The sequence below is a fragment of the Falsiroseomonas bella genome (genome assembly GCF_003173615.1).
Taxonomy (GTDB): Bacteria; Pseudomonadota; Alphaproteobacteria; order Acetobacterales; family Acetobacteraceae; genus Falsiroseomonas; species Falsiroseomonas bella.
In genome coordinates this window covers 1031405-1048789 of the sequence record NZ_QGNA01000001.1, presented here as the reverse complement: position 1 = coordinate 1048789, position 17385 = coordinate 1031405, and the positions used below count along the sequence as shown (strand labels likewise).

Here is a 17385-nt window from a genome sequence, read left to right as displayed (position 1 = left end):
GCCGCCGCGCACAACGGAGCGACCACGATGCAGATGCCCGTCATCGAGACCAATGGCATGCGCATGCCGCGCCTCGGCCTCGGCACCTGGCCGATGAAGGGCGCGGAATGCCAGCGCGCCGTGGAATCCGCGCTGTCGCTCGGCTACCGCCACGTGGACACCGCCGAGATGTACGGCAACGAGGATGCGGTCGGCGCCGCCATCGCCGCCAGTGGCCTGCCACGCGCGGAAATCTTCCTCACCACCAAGATCTGGTGGGACAAGCCGAACGGCGCGGCGATCCGCGCCGCCTTCGATGCAAGCCTGCGACGCCTCGCGACCCCCTATGTGGACCTGTTGCTGATCCATTGGCCGAGCCCCGAGCTCGACCTGGCGGATGCGCTGCGCGGTCTCGCCGCGATCCGCGCGGAGGGGCTCGCGAAATCCATCGGCGTCTCGAATTTCCCGCCCGGGTTGCTGCGGCGCGCGATCGCGGAGGGCGTGAACCTCGCCTGCCTGCAGGTGGAGTGTCACGTGATGCTCGACCAGTCGGCGCTGCTCGGCCTCTGCCGCGGCGCGGGCATGGCGCTCACCGCCTATTCGCCGCTTGCCAAGGGCGGCAACCTGGACCAGCCCGCGCTGGCCCGGATCGCGGCGAAGCATGGCGCGACACCCGCGCAGGTCGCCCTCGCCTGGCTGCTCTCGCAGGAAGGCGTGGCGATGGTGCCGAAGGCCGCTTCGCCCGCGCGGCAGAAGGAGAATCTCGGCGCGGTGGCGCTCCGCCTGGATGCGGAAGACCTGGCGGCGATCGCGGCACTGCCGAAGGACCGCCGCTTCGTGAACCCCTCCTTCGCGCCCGACTGGGCGAATGGGTGACGCGGCCCGATGGCCGGAGGGGCGTCAGCCCCGAAGGTCTGAATCGGCCCGCCGACATACAGGGCGCCGATGACCGGAGGGGCGTCAGCCCCGAAGGTCCTGATCGGCCTGCCCGGCATGCAAGGCGCAGCACGGGAGAGATGGAACCGGCCGCCGATCCCGGTTCTAATGTCGCCAGACAGGAAGGGGGGTGCCATGGCGGGCACGCCGGATGACGACGGGGTGGATCTCGGCATCAGCCTCGAGGCGGTGGCAACCATCGTGGACCACGCGCGCGCGCTGCAGGGCAAGGAGGAGGCCGGGGTCGCCGATGGGGAGGATGCCGACAGCGAGGCCGCGCTGCTGGAGGACAGCCCCGACGACCTGACCGCGGAAAGCCTCCACGCCTTCATCGCGGAACTGAACGAGGACGAGCAGGCCAGCCTGATCGCGCTCGCCTGGACCGGCCGCGGCGACTACGGCCCGGAGGACTGGGAGGAGGCCCGCGCCCTGGCCGCCGAGCGGAACGACGGGCGCGACGCGGCGGAGTATCTGCTGGCGATGGACAATCTCGGCGACCTGCTGGCCGAGGGCGTCGCCGCCTTCGGCCTGTCGATCGAGGACATCGAGCGGTAGCGCGCGGCCCGCGCCACGTGGCGCGAAGCCAGGCGCAGCGCCGGCGTCTGAGGCGACGAAGGTGAATCCTTCGTCCGCCCGATATCAGACCGGCGAGCCTTTCTGGTGATCCGATGGCGGCCCGCGCACTGTGCGCGGGCCGAGCGGCCGAATGGCCGCCGCCGCTTGTGCGGCGTAGCCAAGCGAGCGGATGCGAGCGCCGGCGTCTGAGGGCGTTTTCGGGTCACCGAAAACGCACACCGGTATCACGTCAGGCTGAGCACGGTCATGCCGATCACGACGGCGAGCCGTGCCGCCTGCGCCAGCGCCGGCGGGCCCTCGTAATGCGCAGCCGCGCGCCACACGCCGACCGCGGCCAGGATGTTGTAGGGCACCGAGACCAGGTAGCCGACCCCCAGCGCCGCGATCGGCCGGTCCTGCGCGATCAGCACCAGGAAGCCGAGCGTCGTCGAGAGGTTCACCACCAGCCCGACGCCGACCGCCCAGGTCCAGAAGGCCTCGTTCAGCGGCAACTCGCCCCGCCACAGGCGCGGCAGGGCGCGCAAGGTCAGGCTCGGTCCACCACGGGGCCGCCGAAGCCCGCGATCTCGCGGATCAGCTTGCGCCGGACCGCGTTGCCGAAGGCCTCGAAATTCTCGGCCGGCACCAGGAAGGCGCCCTGCCCGCCGATCACGCTGTCCCGGTAATACTGGTCGAGCGGCATGGGCGGCGGGCGGCCGAAGGTCGGGCGGTCGTTCAGGATCGGCAGGCCGTTGATCGTGATGCCCTCCGCCACGGCGCGGTCGCGCGCCTGCTCGGCGGGCGGGCCGCTGTTGTTCACGCCGTCGCCCGAGACGTCGATCACCCGTCGCGTCGCCTCATGCGGGCACTCCGCCAGCACCCGGCGGGAGAAGTCGATGCCGCCCGAGACCGAGGTCCAGGACAGGGAGGAGCGCGGCGCCTCCGCCAGCGCCGTCGCCCAGACATCGGCGTCCGTCTGGGTGGCGATCCGCTTCCACGGGAGAACCAGGCGCTGGAACTCGATCCCCGCCCATTCGACATAGGCGAGCGCGACGGCGCCGAGCATCCCGCCGCGGATCGCCTCGACGACGCGCGGGTCGGTGATGGCGGCGCGATAGCCTTCGCGCTGCAGCCTGGCCTCGTCCTCGTCCACCGACCGGCTGACATCCACGGCCAGCACCAGCGCGACATCCACCGGCTCGTCCGCCCGGGCGCTGCCGGGCCTCTGGGCTAGGGCCGCGGCGCCTGCCGCGGCGATGAGGCTCCTGCGGCGCATGCGCGGCTCCCATGGTCACCGGTCGCCGCCATGGAACAGCAATCCGGCCGCGCCGTTCAACAAGAACCGGCGTGATCGGTCGTGGCGCTGCGCTGGCCCGTCGCGCCCGGCCGTGCTAGCCGGTCGCCGCCACGTCGCCTGAGCGGAACAGCAGCATGTCGGACCAGCCCGCCCCGTCCTCCCCGATCCCCAACGGCCAGCCGGCGCCGCCGCTGCAGCTGAACATCCAGTACACCAAGGACCTCTCCTTCGAGGTGCCGGGCGCGCCGGAGATCTATCTCAGCCTGCGCGAGCAGCCGCGGGTGGACCTCTCGCTCGACGTCCAGGCGCGCCAGGTGCCGGGGCAGCAGCCGAACGTGTTCGAGGTGTCGCTGCAGATCCGCGCCGACGCGAAGATCAAGGAGACCTCCTGCTTCATCGCGGAGCTGGTCTATTGCGGCGTCTTTACCCTGAACGTGCCGCAGGAGCATGTGGAGCCGGTGCTGCTGGTGGAATGCCCGCGCCTGCTCTTCCCCTTCGCGCGCAACATCCTGGCCGATGTCACGCGGGATGGCGGCTTCCCGCCGGTGATGCTGAACCCGATCGACTTCGTCGCCCTGTGGCAGAGCCGCCGCGGCCAGGGCCAGCAGGTCGGGACGGCCTGATCCGTCCGCTCTCGGGCGCGCGTTGCCGCCGCCGGCGGCCCGGCCGATGACGCGGCTGCAGCGCCTCCTTGCCGCCGGCCGCGCGCGGCTGACGCGGCACCTGGCGGGGCCGGGCTTCTGGCGCGCGCTGTTCCTCGCCTTCGCGCTCGGCGCCATCACGGCGCTGGCGCTGCCGCCGGTGCATGCGGTGCCGGTGCTGCTGCTCACCCTGCCCGGCCTGTTCGTGATGGCGACGGAGGCGCCGACCCGGTGGCGCGCCGCCTGGATCGGCCTCGCCTGGGGCTGGGGCTTCCATATCGCCGGCCTGCACTGGCTGACGAGTGCCATCCTGACGGAGGTCGAGCGCTACTGGTGGCTGGTGCCGATCGCGGTGCCGGCGCTGGCGCTGCCGCTCGGCGCCTTCACGGTCATCCCCGCGCTGGGCGCACGGCTCGCCGCGCCCGGCTGGCCGCGCATGCTCGCCTTCGCCGCCGCCTGGACCGCGGCGGAGATGCTGCGCGGCGTGCTGTTCACCGGCTTTCCCTGGAACCTGCTCGGCACCGTCTGGGCCTTCGGCGCGCTGCCGATCCAGGCGGCGGCCTGGATCGGGGTGCATGGGCTGAGCCTCGCCACCGCGCTGCTCGTCCTGCTGCCGCTGCTCGGGCGCCGCGGCTGGCTGGCCGGCGGCGCCCTGCTCGCCGGCTTCGCCGCGATCGGCCTGCTGCGCCTCTGGCCCGTCGAGCCCGAGCCGCAGCCGGTTTCGCTGGTGCTGGTGCAGGGCAATGTCGCGCAGGACGTGAAGTGGCGGCCCGAGACCCGCTGGCCGATCTTCCGCCGCTACATCGAGCTCAGCCACGATGGGGTGGAGCTTGCCCGTGCGGAGGCACCGCAGAACCGGGTGCTGGTGGTCTGGCCGGAGACTGCCAGCCCCTTCCTGCTGACCAGCGACGCCGAGGCCGCGCGCCTCGCCACGCAGCCGCTGCCGCCGGAGGGGCTGCTGCTTGCCGGGACGGTGCGCGCCGCCTTCGACGCGGAAGGCCGGCCGACGCGGCTCTGGAACAGCATGGCCGCACTGGCCCCCGGGGGCCGGGTGCTGGAGGTGGTGGACAAGACGCACCTCGTTCCCTTCGGCGAATACATGCCGCTGCGCGGCCTGCTTCCCGTGCGGCTGGTGCATGGCGCGGCGGACTTCACCTCCGGCGGCGGGCTCCGGGCCGTGCGCCTGCCCGGCCTCCCGTCCTTCACGGGCCTGATCTGCTACGAGGTGATCTTTCCCGGGGCAGTCACCCCGGCGGAACGGCCGGGCTTCCTGGTCAACATCACCAACGACGCCTGGTTCGGGATCTCGGCCGGGCCCTGGCAGCACCTCGCGGCGGCGCGGATGCGGGCGGTCGAGGAAGGGCTGCCGCTGGTCCGCGCGGCGCAGACCGGCATCTCGGCGGTGATCGACGCACGGGGACGCACGGTTGCAAGGATGGGGCTGGCCGAAACCGGGGTGGTCGTTGCGCCCCTGCCGCGAAGTGGTGCGCCGACGCCCTTCGCGCGCTGGGGAATCGCCATTCCATTGGTCCTGCTTGGCGCGCTCAGTATATTGGCTGGATCTGCCGCGATCTTCGAGACACGCATCACGCGGCGATGACTCGTCCTGGCTCTGTCATGCATCCGGGGGTTGCGACCATAAATTGAGATTTCTCAAAACAGTTGACAAAGCATGACAGATGGCCTACCCCTCTTGCTCAGGGCGAATGGTGTTGGCGCGATGCACGGCAGCTTCGCCACAGCCCGGACCAGGATGGTCAACCCACGGCCGGATGGGGTGATGGGTCGATGAGTTTCGGAGACGTGGCCATGTCGGGTGACGACGTCGTGGAGCGGACGGAGCGTGAGCACCGACCGAGCCCCATTGACGTGCATGTCGGCAGCCGTGTGCGCCTGCGGCGGACCCTGCTCGGGATGAGCCAGGAGAAGCTGGGCGAGGCGCTCGGGCTGACCTTCCAGCAGGTGCAGAAATACGAGCGTGGCGTGAACCGCATCGGCGCAAGCCGGCTGTTCGACCTCTCCCGCGTGCTGGACGTGCCGATCGGCTTCTTCTTCGACGACATGCCGCCGGAGATGGGCGGCGACAAGAACCGCCGCTTCACGGGCTTTCAGGAAACCCAGGACGGCTTCGAGGACGACACGCTCCACCGGCGGGAGACGCTGGAACTGGTGCGCGCCTACTACCGGATCACCGATCCGTCCGTGCGCAAGCGCGTCTTCGACCTGATCAAGAGCCTCGCGCCGACCGAATAGGCGGCGCGCGGCGTCGTCTCACCGAATCCCACGATCGTGACCTGCGCCCGCGGAACGCGGGCGAACGGCCGTACGGCCGCCGCGCCAAGTGGCGCGTAGCCAAGCGCACGCAGGCCCGCGCCGGCGATTGAGGGCGGATCGGTCACGATCCGCGGGCATTGATGTCAATCCCGCAACTGCGGGTTGTCGAAGCTGGGCGAGCGATAGCTCCGCAACGCTCCCGTCAGCGCCATCGCCAGGTCCTGCTTCGCCTCCGGCGACAGGTAGCGCCCGATTTCCACGCTGCGGCCGCGCGCCTGCGCGCGCAGCACCGGCACCGCACCGGGTCGCTCCTCCAGCTCCACCCGCGCCCAGTAGGGATCGAGCCGGGTCTCCTCGCGCCCGCCGCGGCCGTCGTTGCGCCGCACCAGCAGCCCGTCCTCGGTCAGCAGGATCGTCTCCTCCGCCGCGCGGTTCCAGCGGCGGTGCAGCGCCACCAGGCCGAGCACCAGCACCAGCTCCCCGCCCAGGAAACCCAGCACCGGCCAGGCGCCCAGCACCGCGAACAGCACCGCCGGCACCAGCGCGGCCGCGCCCGCAAGCCCGCAGAGCCAGCGCATGCCGCGCGCGGAAAGACCGCCCGGCGGGCGGGTCACCGCCTCGAACAGCACCACCTTCCCCACCCCTGACATCGCGTCACACTCTACGGTAGCTCTGCACCGAAGCCATGCCTCGCGCCAGATCCAAGACCGCCACGCCGCTGCATGGCAGCGCCCATGCCCCGCGCCGCGCCCGCGCCATGAACGCGGCACAGGCCGGCGAATTCCTACGCGCCCTTGCCGTCGCGAACCCGGCGCCCGAGACCGAGCTGCTCTACAGCGACCCCTTCACCCTGCTGGTTGCCGTCGTGCTCTCGGCCCAGACCACCGATGCGGCGGTGAACAAATGCACCCCCGCCCTGTTCGAGGCCGCCCCCACCCCTGCCGCGATGGCCGCGCTGGGGGAGGCCGGGATCGGCCCCTATATCCGCCGCATCGGGCTCTGGCAGGGCAAGGCGCGCAACGTCGCCGCGCTGGCGCGCATGCTGGTGGAGCAGCATGGCGGGCAGGTGCCGGCCGACCGCGCCGCGCTGGAGGCGCTGCCCGGCGTCGGGCGCAAGACGGCCAATGTCGTGCTCAACGTTGCCTTCGGGCAGGACACGATGGCGGTGGACACGCATATCTTCCGCCTCGGCAACCGCACCGGCCTCGCGCCCGGCAAAACGCCGCGCGCGGTGGAGGAGGCGCTGGTCCGCAAATGCCCGCCCGAGCTGCTGCGGGACGCGCATCACTGGCTGATCCTGCACGGGCGCTATGTGTGCAAGGCGCGGATGCCGGAATGCTGGCGTTGCCCGGCGGTCGCGCAATGCAACTACCGCGACAAGGTTCTGGCGCCGCCGATGCGTTGAACCGGCGCGCGTAGCGCAGGGCAGCCACTCTCCCGCGGCCATGCGCCGCACCGGAACCGCGGCGCGACACCGCGCGTTTCCGCGATATCCAGGACGTCCAGGCGTTCCAGGGCAGCGGCGCCGACTTTGCCGCGCGGCGCGTTGCGCCCTGCCCCGGCCGCTGGTCCACCTGACCATGGGAGACTGAGGATGAACGAGGCTCCGCCTTGTCCAGTGGCCGGCGACCTGCGCCCGGTGCTTCTCGTCCTGTCGCATCTGCGATGGGATTTCGTGTTTCAGCGTCCGCAACAGCTGATGGTCCGCGCCGCGGCCACGCATGAGGTGCTGTTCCTCGAGGAACCGGTGGAGGAGGACACGCCCGCCCCGCACCTCGACCGCTCCACGCGGGCGGAAGGCGTGACGGTGCTCCGCCCGGTGCTGCCGCGCGGCATGGCGCCGGAGCCTGCGCTCGCCGCGCAGCGTGCCCTGCTGGAAGCCGCGCTCGCGCTGCGCGGCGCGCGGCCGCTGATCGCCTGGTACTACTCGCCGATGTTCGTGCCCGTGGCCGAGGGGCTCGCCCCCGCCGTGGTGGTCTATGACTGCATGGACGAGCTCTCCGCATTCCGCGGCGCGCCGCCGCAGATGCTGGAGATGGAGCGGCGCCTGCTGGGCCGCGCCGACCTCGTCTTCACCGGCGGGCGCAGCCTGTTCGAGGCGAAGCGCGGCCGGCACGCCGCCGTCCACTGCTTCCCCTCCTCGATCGACGCCGCGCATTTCGGCCGCGCCCGCAGCCGGCCGCCGGAGCCCGCCGGCCTCGCCGCGATCCCGCATCCGCGCATCGGCTTCTTCGGCGTGGTGGACGAGCGCATGGACCTCGGCCTGGTGGCCGACCTCGCGGCGCTCCGGCCCGACTGGTCCTTCTGCATGATCGGGCCGGTGGTGAAGATCGATCCGGCCGCGCTGCCCCAGGCGCCGAACCTGCACTGGCTCGGTGCGCGCGACTATCGCGAGCTGCCGGACCAGCTGGCGCACTGGGACCTCGGCTTCATGCCCTTCGCGCTGAATGAGAGCACGCGCTTCATCAGCCCCACCAAGACGCCGGAGTTCCTGGCCGCCGGCCTGCCCGTGGTCTCCACGCCGGTGATCGACGTGGTGCGCGACTACGGCGATGCGGGCCTGGTCGAGATCGCGTCGGATGCCGCCGGCATGGCGGAGCGGCTGGAACTGCTGTTGCACCGCCCGCGCGCCACCTGGCAGGCGCGGGTGGATGCGCGCCTCGCCGCCGGATCCTGGGACCGCACCTGGGCGCGCATGGCGACACTGCTGCGGGAGGCGGCGGCGGCGCGAGCGCGACGCAGCGGCGCCGGATCGCCCGTGCCGGCGCGCGCTCGCGCGGCGGGGGCGACGCATGTCTGACAGCTGGGGCAGCAAGGTCCGACCTGCGGCCGGCTTCGGCCGGCCGAGCCGCCGAATGGCGGCCGCCGCAAGTGCGGCGCAGCCAAGCGCCGGAGGCGCGCCGGCGACTGAGGGCACGAAGGCGAAGCCTTCGTGCGCCGGATATGACTGGCTCATCGTGGGCGCCGGCTTCGCCGGTGCGGTGCTTGCCGAACGGATCGCGTCGCAGCGTGGCGAGCGCGTGGTGGTGGTGGACCGGCGCGACCATATCGGCGGCAACGCCTATGACCACCTCGATGCCGCGGGCGTGCTGATCCATCGCTACGGCCCGCACATCTTCCACACCAACAGCGAGCAGATTTTTTCGTACCTGTCGCGCTTCACCGGCTGGCGCCCCTACGAGCACCGCGTGCTGGCGGAGGTGAAGAGCCCCGCGACCGGCGAGACGATGCAGGTGCCGATGCCGATCAACCTCGACACCATCAATCGCCTCTACGGCCTGAGCCTCACCGAAGACGACGTGGAGTCCTGGCTGGCCTCGCGGGCGGAGCAGGTGGACCAGGTCCGCACGAGCGAGGACGTGGTCGTCGGCAAGGTCGGCCGCGAGCTCTACGAGCTGTTCTTCCGCGGCTACACGCGCAAGCAGTGGGCGCTCGACCCCAGCGAGCTGGACAAGTCCGTGACGGCGCGCGTGCCGACGCGCACCAACCGAGACGACCGCTACTTCACCGACCGCTTCCAGGCGATGCCCGCCGAGGGCTACACCGCGATGTTCCGGCGCATCCTGGATCATCCGCTGATCACCGTCTGCACCGGCATGCCGTTCGAGGACGCGCGCCGTCGCTTCGCCTTTCGTCGCCTGGTCTGGACCGGCCCGGTGGACGAATACTTCGGCTTCCGCTTCGGCAAGCTGCCCTATCGCAGCCTGCGCTTCCGGCACGAGACGCTGGACCGCGAATGGGCGCTGCCGACCGGCACGGTGAACCACCCGGACGAGGCGACGCCCTTCACCCGGGTCTCCGAGTACAAGTGGATGACGGGGCAGACGCATCCGAAGACGAGCGTCACCTACGAATACCCGAGCGCGGAAGGCGATCCCTACTACCCGATCCCGCGCCCCGAGAACGCCGCGCTCTACAAGCGGTACGAGGCGCTGGCCGATGCCGAGGCCGACACCTGGTTCGTCGGGCGGCTCGCCACCTACCGCTACTACAACATGGACCAGGTGGTCGGTCAGGCGCTGGCGACCTTCGAGCGCATCCAGAAGACGGTGCCGCGCGAGGCCGCGAACCAGAACCGCGCCGCAGGACGGGTCGCGGCCGGCGACTGATTCTCAGACGACCGATGGCGGCCCGCGCACCCTGCGCGGGCCGCGCGGCCGCCGCAACGCACGCCGGCTCAAGCCCGGTGCCGCGGCCCGGCCGCGGCACCGGAGTTGTTCGTCAGTAGGACGGGCGGACCGTCACGGTCGGCGCCGGCTGCACCGGCGTCACCACGGTCGGCTGCGGCTGCGGCTGCGGCACGACCACGGTCGCCTGCGGCGCGGGCGGACGCTCTCGCTCGACATAGGTGCAGGCGGAAAGCGCCAGGGCGGCGCCGGCGGCGGCAAGGATGATGGGAAGTCGCATGATGCCCTCCTGAGCAAGCCAACGTCCCGTGAAACCCGCCTGGGGCCGCTTCGTGACCCGATGCGCGCGCTGATTTATCCGTGAGGACAACGGACGCCACCCGCGCGCCGCGTTGAGTCCGCGGACCGCGACCAGGGAGGTCTTCGATGCGCGCAATTCACCTGCCGATCCTCGCTTGCGCCGTGATCCTGCCGGCGGCGATGCCGGAAGCGCAGGAAGCCGCGACGGGCACCGTGCAGATGCAGGCGCCGGCGCCCGAGCCGCGCGGCGTCACCGTCGAGCAGGGCGGCCGGCCCTTGACCGGAGTCGTCCCGCGCGGCGCCGCGGTGGACATCACCGGCGCGAATGTCGTCGTGGAGGAGGGGCCGCGCACCACGCGGCTGACCGTCAACAACGACGTGCTGTTCGACTTCGACAAGGCCGAGCTGCGCCCGCAGGCGGAAGCCGCGCTGCGCCGCGTGGCCGAGATCATCCGCCAGCGCGGCCCGCGCGCCGTGCGCATCGTCGGCCATACGGATGCGATCGGCAGCGACGCCTACAACCAGCAGCTGTCGGAACGGCGCGCGCGCAGCGTGATGGGCTGGCTGACCGCGCATGCCGAAGGCCTGCCGCCGGTCCAGGCGGTCGGCCGCGGCGAGAGCGACCCGGTCGCGCCGAACACGACGCCCGCGGGCGCCGACAATCCGGCCGGCCGCCAGCAGAACCGCCGTGTGGAGGTCCTGCTCGAGCGCTGAGACTGGGCCGCGCCGGGCGGCCCTACTCGGCCGCCTGCCGCGGCGCTTCGCCCAGCACGCCCGGACGGCGCACGCGCAGCCGGCGGATGCGTCGCGCATCCGCTTCCAGCACGCGGAACTCCAGGCCGGATTCGTGGCTGATCAGCTCGCCGCGGGCCGGCACGCGGCCGGCGACGGTGAAGACCAGGCCGCCCACCGTGTCGATGTCGGCGGCGCGCTCCTCCTCCGTCAGGATCGGGCCGAGGCGCTGCTCGAAGGCCTCGATCGTGGTGCGGGCATCCAGTTCCAGCGTGCCGTCGGGGCGCTCTACGATGGTCGGCGTCGCCACCTCGTCATGCTCGTCGCTGATGTCGCCGACGATGGTCTCCACCAGGTCCTCGATGGTGACCAGGCCGTCGATGCCGCCGTATTCGTCCACCACCAGCGCCATGTGGATGCGCTGCGCGCGCATCTGCAGCAGCAGGTCCAGCACCGGGATCTGCGGCACCACCAGCAGCGGCCGGCGCAGGATGTTCTTCAGCGAGAAGGTGGAGGCATCACGCCCCACGGCCGCGAACACGTCCTTGATGTGGACCATGCCCACGATCTCGTCGAGGTTGCCGCGATAGACCGGGAAGCGGCTGTGGCCCTCCTTCTGGATCAGCCGGATCGCCTGGTCGAGCGTGAGGTCCTCCGGCATCGCCAGGATGTCGGCGCGCGGCACCATCACGTCATAGGCGGTCTTGTCGCGCAGTCGCAGCACGTTGCCGAGCAGGATGCGCTCATGCGGGTCGAGGCCCGTCTCCTCCGCGTCGCGGCGCTTCTCGTCGTCGCGCCGCTGCGGCTCCTCCAGCAGTTCCTCGAAGCGGTCGCGCACGCTCTCCGCCTCCCGCTTGCGCAGCATGCCCTGCAGCCGCCAGAAGAAGCCGTTGCGCCGGTCGCGCTCGGACTGGCCATTCGCGCCGCTGCCGCCGCCATGCGCGCTCATGCCACGGCCCGCCCGCGCAGCGGCGCCGCGCCGTCCTTCCAGGGGTTCGGCCGGCCAAGGCGACGCATCACGCGGGCCTCCGCGCGCTCCATGCGGCGCGCCTCGCCGGCGTCCAGGTGGTCGTGCCCCGCCAGGTGCAGCGCGCCATGCGCGACGAGATGCGCGAAATGGTCGGCGGGCTTCCGCCCGGCCTGCCGCGCCTCCCGCCGCACCACGCCCAGCGCCAGCGCGACGTCGCCCAGATAGCCGGGCGCGCCTGCGGGGAAGGACAGCACGTTGGTGGGCTTCGCCTTGGCGCGATGGCGGCCGTTCAGCCGCTTCACCGCCGCGTCGTCGGCGAGCATCACGGTGACGGCGCCGCGCGCGCCCGCTTCGCGCAGGGCGGCTGCCGCGGCGCGGCGCGCCAGGAGTTCGGGCCGCTTCACGGCCGCTCGCCATCCTGGTGACGCCAGGAGGACGGTGATCTCCCCGCCCCCCGCTCGGATCCCGGCCGAAACCCGGCCGGGCCGTCTACTTCCCGGTTCCATCCTTCTCCAGACCTGCGCGCCCCCGCGCCGCCTCCCGGGATCGGGAAGCGGCCGCGTCGGCGCGGCCATAGGCCGCGACAATGCGGGCCACCAAGGGATGCCTTACCACATCCCGCTCTGCAAATCTCGCCACCGCGATCCCGTCCACCCCGTCCAGGATGCGCAGCGCCTCGTGCAGGCCGGAGGCCTGGCCGGGCGGCAGGTCCACCTGCGTGGGGTCGCCGGTGACGACCATCCGGCTGCCCTCCCCCATGCGGGTGAGGAACATCTTCATCTGGGCCGGGGTGGTGTTCTGCGCCTCGTCCAGGATGGCGTAGCAATGGGCGAGGGTGCGGCCGCGCATGAAGGCCAGCGGCGCCACCTCGATCTCGCCCGCTTCCATCCGGCGCTTCACCTGCTCGGGCGGCATCATGTCGTGCAGCGCGTCGTAGAGCGGGCGGAGATAGGGATCCACCTTCTCCTTCATGTCGCCCGGCAGGTAGCCGAGCTTCTCGCCCGCCTCGACCGCGGGGCGCGACAGCACGATGCGGTCCACCCGCCCGGCCTGCAGCAGCGCAACGCCCTGCGCCACGGCCAGGTAGGTCTTGCCGGTGCCCGCCGGGCCGATGCCGAATACCATCTCGGCGCGGGCCAGCATCTCCATATAGGCGGCCTGGGCCGGGCTGCGCGGTGCGATCGCGCCCTTGCGGGTGCGGATCGCCGGGATGTCCTGCAAGGGCAGGCGCGGATCGGCTTCCTGCACGCCTTCCGCCATGCGCATCGCGGCCTCGACCTCGGCGGTGCCCACCTGTTCGCCCTTCTGCAATCGTCGCCAGAGATCGGCCAGCGCCGCTTCCGCCACCTCGGTCCGTTCCGGCGCCCCGGTGATGGTCAGCCGGTTGCCCCTGCTGGCCAATCGAACCCCCAGCCGCATCTCGATGCGGGCCAGGTTGCGGTCATGCTCCCCATACAGCAGCGGCAGCAGCTGGTTGTCGTCGAATTCGAGCGTGACGGACCGGCTGGCGGGGAGTTCGGCAGCACCGCGCTGGGCGCGGGCCTCGCCGGGGCGGAACGCGATGGCGGTGGTGCTCAAGCGGCGGCTTTCTCCTGGTTCGGGGGATCTCCGGAACGCGCCTCGCCAAAGGGAAGCTCGAGGATGCGGGCGGCGAGGGAATTGGGGTGGGTCGCGACGACCTCGCAGGGCAGGATGCGGCCGGCCAGCTCGGCGCCGCCTTCGGCATGCACCGGCTGGAGCCAGGGCGAACGGCCTGCCACCTGCCCGGGATGCCGCCCCGGGCCGGTGAAGAGCACCGCGATGCGCATGCCGAGGCGGGAGCGGTTGAATGCAACCTGCTGGTCCCGCAGCAGCGCCTGGATCTCCTGCAGTCGTCGGTCCTTCTCGGCTTCCGGCACGTGAAGTGGGGCGGCGGAGGCCGGCGTTCCAGGCCGCGACGAATACTTGAAGGAGAAGGCCTGGGCGAAGCCGACCTGCTCGATCAGGCGCAGCGTCGCCTGGTGGTCCTCCTCCGTCTCGCCGGGGTGGCCGGCGATGAAGTCGGAGGACAGCGCGATGTCCGGCCGCGCCGCGCGCAGCCTGTCGACGATGCGCAGGAAATCCGCGGCGGCATGCCCGCGGTTCATCATCTTGAGCACGCGGTCGGAGCCGGACTGCACCGGCAGGTGCAGGAAGGGCATCAGCGCCGGAATCTCGCCATGCGCGGCGATCAGGTCGTCATCCATGTCGCGGGGGTGGCTGGTGGTGTAGCGCAGCCGGCCGAGGCCCTCGATCCCGGCCAGTTCGCGCAGCAGCCGGCCGAGGCTCCAGGTGACGCCGTCCGGCCCTTCCCCGTGATAGGCGTTCACGTTCTGCCCGAGCAGCGCGATCTCCCGCGCCCCCTGCGCGACCAGGCGCTTCGCCTCCGCGATCACGGCCGCGGCCGGCCGCGAGTATTCGGCCCCACGGGTGTATGGCACCACGCAGAAGGAACAGAATTTATCGCAGCCTTCCTGGATGGTGAGGAAGGCGATGGGGCCCTGCGGCGCCGAGACCTCCGGCAGGTGGTCGAATTTCTCCTCCGTGGGGAATTCGGTCTCGATCACCGCGCCGGCGGCGCGGCTGGCGCGCGCGACCATCTCCGGCAGGCGGTGGTAGCTCTGCGGGCCGAGCACGATGTCCACGAAGGGCGCGCGGGCGGTGATCTCGGCGCCCTCGGCCTGGGCGACGCAGCCCGCGACCGCCAGCACCATGCGCCCGCCCGTCGCCTCCTTCTGGGCACGCAGGCGGCCGAGTTCGGAGAACAGCTTCTCGGATGCCTTCTCGCGGATGTGGCAGGTGTTGAGGATCACCATGTCGGCGTCCTCCGGCGTCTCCACCGGGGCATAGCCGAGGGGGGCCAGCACATCCGCCATGCGGGCGCTGTCATAGACATTCATCTGGCAGCCCCAGGTCTTCACGAACAGGCGCTTCTGGGGGGCGCGGGCCGGGCTCGTCATCGGAAGGAAAACTCCGCCGCCCCGCCGGCGATCCGGCAGGGGGAAGGCGGGGACATGCGCAGCGGCGTCGCCCCGGTCAAGCGCTGGAGCAAGGCCGCGCCGGCCTGGTTCGAATGACCACGCAACGAGCCTGCTCGGCCGGCCCGCGTCGGGTCAAGCGTTAACCTTACGAATCGTCGCCGGGGCGGCCGTCAGCGGCGCAACCGGGCGGTTCTGCCGCATCGTCGCGCAGCTTTCCGCCACGACCTCGGCGCAGGCGGCGGTCAGCGCCTTGCGGTCCGGCCAGTCCTTCGGATCGAGCGGGGTATGCAGCACCACCGTCGCCCGGCTCTTGGCCCGCCGCGCCAGCCGCCAGAAATGCGAGCCGAGGTCCATGTCGCCATACCAGGCGAACAGCGGCCGGTCGCGCCGGCAGGCCGGCAGCCCGCCCAGACGGTCATAGACCACGGAGACCGGCTGCACGGTGCGCGCGCTGTCCGCCACCGAGAGGAAGGCACTGCGGAAGGGCAGCACCCGCCCACCATCGCTGGTGGTCCCCTCGGGGAAGAGGATGATGTTGTCGCCGCCGGACAGCCTTTCGCGGATCAGCCCGGCCTCGCCCTTGGTGCCGGTGCGGGTGCGGCTGACGAAGACGGTGCGGCCGAGCCGGGCGACGGTGCGCACCACCGGCCACTCACCGACCTCCCGCTTCGCGACGAAGCTCGCATCCAGCGATGCGCCGAGCGCCACGACATCCAGCCAGGAGGAGTGGTTGGAGACGAACAGGACGGACCCGCCCGCCGCCTGCTCGCCCACCACCTGGATGCGGAGCCCCATCAGCCAGGCCAGGGTGCGGAAGTAGAAGCGCGCGAAGCGGCGGTCGGCCTGTCCGGGCAGCGCCAGCAGCACGGCCTGGATCGGCGCCGCCAGCAGCGTCCAGAGCACGATGCTCACCATCCGCCTGACCGCGCGCACCCGCCCGCCGAGAGGGCGGAAGCCGAGCACGTCGCCCCAGACGGAGTCCGGGTCGGATTCGGAGAAGCGGATGATCCGCCGGCGCCTCAGGCGCGGTGGCCGAAGCGCTTCCGGCGTTGTCAGGCGGGCGGCGGCTTCCATGGGCGGGGATTAACGCCAGCTTCCGCTGCGGCGCAATGAAGGCTTGGCGACGGAGCCGTGAAATCGTGCGGCCCCCGCAATGCTGCGGCAGGGCCGGCGCCGGTCACTGCGGGCGGCGGATCGGGTCCGTCGGCACGGGCGCGGTCGTCATGTCGGTGCCGATCCGCTGGCTGGCGCCGAAGCCGGGCATGGCTTCGGGCCCCGACGCCGCCGGCGCGAGGCCGGCGCGCCGCGCCGCCACGAAGTCGTTCGCGGCTTCGGACGGCATCGGCGCGGGCTCCGAGGCGGATAGATCGGGCGCGGGCGGCCGCAGGGCGGTGTTGCGCGGCGCAGGGTCCTGCGTGCCGCAGGCGACGATCAGCGGGATCGGCGCGATGGCCGCCAGCAGCGCCCGGCGGGCGGTCGGTGTCCTCATGGCTGCCTCTCCTGCGCGACGGACCGATCACAAGCTCGCGCGCCGCGCGGCGCAAGGCAAGCACACGCTGCTAACGCCCCGCCGCCCGCCGCAGCCGCGGCTTCTCCGGCGGTGCCTCGCGGTCGAGCAGGGCATGCATCGCGGCGACGGTCTGCGGGCTCAGCTTGCGGATGGCTTCCGCCAGCCGGTTGGCCAGCGCCGTCGCCTCCGGCGAGAGGCCGGCGGTGTCCACGCTGACCTTCGGATGCGAGATGCGCGCGAGCTCCGCCAGCTCCTCCGCCTCGTCCCAGATCAGCCCGAAGAACTCGTTCACCTGGTGCACCAGGCCGGGCGACGGCCGTCCGCGATGCCCGTGCTCCAGCGCCGAGAGATAGGCGGAGGACACCTGCAGGTGCTGCGCCAGCTGCTTGAGCGTCACGCCGCGGCTGCGCCGCAGATGGCGCAATCGCGCACCGAACGGTGTCATGTCGCGCCGCCACTCCCTCCCCCGCAGTGCGGGGGAGGGCCGGGGTGGGGGTGCGACCGGACCGGCGTCATCGCGCCCGATGCCGCCGACGCAGCAGAATATTCACCGCGCCGGTGTTGGTCGGATGCGGATGCGCCGCGCCGAGGACCAGAGGGCGCAGATCCGCGGCGTTCAGCCAATGCGGCAGCTCGCGTTTGAGGATGCCGCCATCGGGCTGCGGCCCCTTGCCGGTGATGACCGTCACGGTGCGCACCCCGTCCAGGGAGGCGTCGTGCAGGAAGGCGCGCAGCGCCGCATGCGCGTCGTTCACGCGCCGGCCATGCAGGTCGAGCGTCCGTTCGCTCGGCGCGTCGCCGCGGCGCAGCTTGCGCCAGCGCTTGTGGTCGAGCCCGCCCGGCTGCTCGCCGATGCGGAGTTCGGGCGCCACGGCGCGCTGTGGCGCGACCGGCGCCGCCTTCGGCACCGGCGCCGGCGCGATGGCCTCGGGCGCCGGATCGCCTTGCGGCGCCTCCGGCCGCGAATGGCCGAACAGCGGCACGATGTCCGCCGTGAAGGCGTGCCAGAGCGCGAGATCCGATCGGCTCAGCGCCGTGCGGCGGGTCTGGCGCATGGCGTAGCCG

Annotated in this window: 21 protein-coding genes; 9 read left to right on the top strand and 12 right to left on the bottom strand. The window is 72.1% G+C overall.

What is annotated here, in order from left to right:
• Positions 1 to 27: 27 nt before the first annotated feature.
• Both DFH01_RS04890 and DFH01_RS04885 read left to right on the top strand, forming a co-directional pair.
• On the top strand, positions 28 to 855 hold the full coding sequence (locus DFH01_RS04890; protein WP_332903262.1) for an aldo/keto reductase: 828 nt from the start codon (positions 28 to 30) through the stop codon (positions 853 to 855).
• Positions 856 to 1050: 195 nt separating this feature from the next.
• The gene (locus DFH01_RS04885; RefSeq protein WP_109869234.1) at positions 1051 to 1470 is read left to right on the top strand and encodes a DUF3775 domain-containing protein; all 420 of its coding nucleotides are present in this window, start codon (positions 1051 to 1053) and stop codon (positions 1468 to 1470) included.
• A 245-nt stretch (positions 1471 to 1715) separates the two neighbouring features.
• On the opposite strand, the gene DFH01_RS04880 is transcribed toward DFH01_RS04885, so the two are convergent.
• A complete protein-coding gene (locus DFH01_RS04880; protein ID WP_109869233.1) occupies positions 1716 to 2015 on the bottom strand; it encodes a hypothetical protein in 300 nt (99 codons plus the stop codon).
• A 2-nt stretch (positions 2016 to 2017) separates the two neighbouring features.
• A complete protein-coding gene (locus DFH01_RS04875) occupies positions 2018 to 2746 on the bottom strand; it encodes a DUF1194 domain-containing protein (protein ID WP_109869232.1) in 729 nt (242 codons plus the stop codon).
• A 155-nt stretch (positions 2747 to 2901) separates the two neighbouring features.
• On the opposite strand from DFH01_RS04875, the gene secB reads away from it, so the two are divergent.
• The 3 genes from secB (at position 2902) to DFH01_RS04860 (ending at position 5661) form a co-directional block, all read left to right on the top strand.
• On the top strand, positions 2902 to 3390 hold the full coding sequence (gene secB, locus DFH01_RS04870) for a protein-export chaperone SecB (RefSeq protein ID WP_109869231.1): 489 nt from the start codon (positions 2902 to 2904) through the stop codon (positions 3388 to 3390).
• Positions 3391 to 3436: 46 nt separating this feature from the next.
• Complete coding sequence (lnt, locus tag DFH01_RS04865; RefSeq protein WP_109869230.1) at positions 3437 to 5008, top strand: apolipoprotein N-acyltransferase; 1572 nt, start codon at positions 3437 to 3439, stop codon at positions 5006 to 5008.
• 209 nt (positions 5009 to 5217) lie between these two features.
• The gene (locus DFH01_RS04860; protein ID WP_109869229.1) at positions 5218 to 5661 is read left to right on the top strand and encodes a helix-turn-helix domain-containing protein; all 444 of its coding nucleotides are present in this window, start codon (positions 5218 to 5220) and stop codon (positions 5659 to 5661) included.
• A gap of 164 nt (positions 5662 to 5825) precedes the next feature.
• Here DFH01_RS04860 and DFH01_RS04855 read toward each other — a convergent pair whose 3' ends face one another.
• Entirely contained in the window at positions 5826 to 6332 is a 507-nt protein-coding gene (locus DFH01_RS04855) for a DUF2244 domain-containing protein (protein ID WP_109869228.1), read from the bottom strand.
• Positions 6333 to 6439: 107 nt separating this feature from the next.
• Between DFH01_RS04855 and nth the strand changes: the two genes are divergently transcribed.
• The 3 genes from nth to glf all read left to right on the top strand — a co-directional run bounded on the left by nth (position 6440) and on the right by glf (position 9791).
• A complete protein-coding gene (nth, locus tag DFH01_RS04850) occupies positions 6440 to 7087 on the top strand; it encodes an endonuclease III (RefSeq protein ID WP_109869930.1) in 648 nt (215 codons plus the stop codon).
• A 189-nt stretch (positions 7088 to 7276) separates the two neighbouring features.
• The gene (locus DFH01_RS04845; protein WP_109869227.1) at positions 7277 to 8482 is read left to right on the top strand and encodes a glycosyltransferase; all 1206 of its coding nucleotides are present in this window, start codon (positions 7277 to 7279) and stop codon (positions 8480 to 8482) included.
• Positions 8475 to 9791: a UDP-galactopyranose mutase gene (gene glf / locus DFH01_RS04840; protein WP_442899689.1), complete on the top strand. Its 1317-nt coding sequence runs from the start codon at positions 8475 to 8477 to the stop codon at positions 9789 to 9791. Before DFH01_RS04845 ends, glf begins: the two co-directional genes overlap by 8 nt.
• Before the next feature lie 112 nt (positions 9792 to 9903).
• Here the strand turns inward: glf and DFH01_RS04835 are convergent, their stop codons facing one another.
• Positions 9904 to 10089: a hypothetical protein gene (locus DFH01_RS04835; RefSeq protein WP_109869225.1), complete on the bottom strand. Its 186-nt coding sequence runs from the start codon at positions 10087 to 10089 to the stop codon at positions 9904 to 9906.
• Positions 10090 to 10235: 146 nt separating this feature from the next.
• Here DFH01_RS04835 and DFH01_RS04830 point away from each other — a divergent pair, with 146 nt between their 5' ends.
• Positions 10236 to 10823, top strand: coding sequence for an OmpA family protein (locus DFH01_RS04830; RefSeq protein ID WP_109869224.1), 588 nt, complete (start codon positions 10236 to 10238; stop codon positions 10821 to 10823).
• Between the two features lie 22 nt (positions 10824 to 10845).
• Here the strand turns inward: DFH01_RS04830 and DFH01_RS04825 are convergent, their stop codons facing one another.
• The 8 genes from DFH01_RS04825 to DFH01_RS04790 form a co-directional block, all read right to left on the bottom strand.
• Positions 10846 to 11790 carry a hemolysin family protein gene (locus DFH01_RS04825; protein WP_109869223.1) on the bottom strand — a complete coding sequence of 315 codons (945 nt, stop codon included), beginning with the start codon at positions 11788 to 11790 and terminating at the stop codon, positions 10846 to 10848.
• Positions 11787 to 12215, bottom strand: a complete 429-nt coding sequence (ybeY, locus tag DFH01_RS04820; RefSeq protein ID WP_233255961.1) for an rRNA maturation RNase YbeY — start codon at positions 12213 to 12215, stop codon at positions 11787 to 11789. Before ybeY ends, DFH01_RS04825 begins: the two co-directional genes overlap by 4 nt.
• Positions 12216 to 12300: 85 nt before the next feature.
• Complete coding sequence (locus DFH01_RS04815; RefSeq protein WP_109869221.1) at positions 12301 to 13389, bottom strand: PhoH family protein; 1089 nt, start codon at positions 13387 to 13389, stop codon at positions 12301 to 12303.
• Positions 13386 to 14789, bottom strand: a complete 1404-nt coding sequence (gene miaB, locus DFH01_RS04810; protein WP_109869220.1) for a tRNA (N6-isopentenyl adenosine(37)-C2)-methylthiotransferase MiaB — start codon at positions 14787 to 14789, stop codon at positions 13386 to 13388. Before miaB ends, DFH01_RS04815 begins: the two co-directional genes overlap by 4 nt.
• Before the next feature lie 153 nt (positions 14790 to 14942).
• Positions 14943 to 15884, bottom strand: coding sequence for a lysophospholipid acyltransferase family protein (locus DFH01_RS04805; RefSeq protein ID WP_109869219.1), 942 nt, complete (start codon positions 15882 to 15884; stop codon positions 14943 to 14945).
• A gap of 103 nt (positions 15885 to 15987) precedes the next feature.
• The gene (locus DFH01_RS04800; protein ID WP_109869218.1) at positions 15988 to 16299 is read right to left on the bottom strand and encodes a hypothetical protein; all 312 of its coding nucleotides are present in this window, start codon (positions 16297 to 16299) and stop codon (positions 15988 to 15990) included.
• A gap of 70 nt (positions 16300 to 16369) precedes the next feature.
• Positions 16370 to 16765, bottom strand: coding sequence for a helix-turn-helix domain-containing protein (locus tag DFH01_RS04795; protein WP_109869217.1), 396 nt, complete (start codon positions 16763 to 16765; stop codon positions 16370 to 16372).
• A 67-nt stretch (positions 16766 to 16832) separates the two neighbouring features.
• Positions 16833 to 17375, bottom strand: a complete 543-nt coding sequence (locus tag DFH01_RS04790; RefSeq protein WP_109869216.1) for a Smr/MutS family protein — start codon at positions 17373 to 17375, stop codon at positions 16833 to 16835.
• Positions 17376 to 17385: the final 10 nt, after the last annotated feature.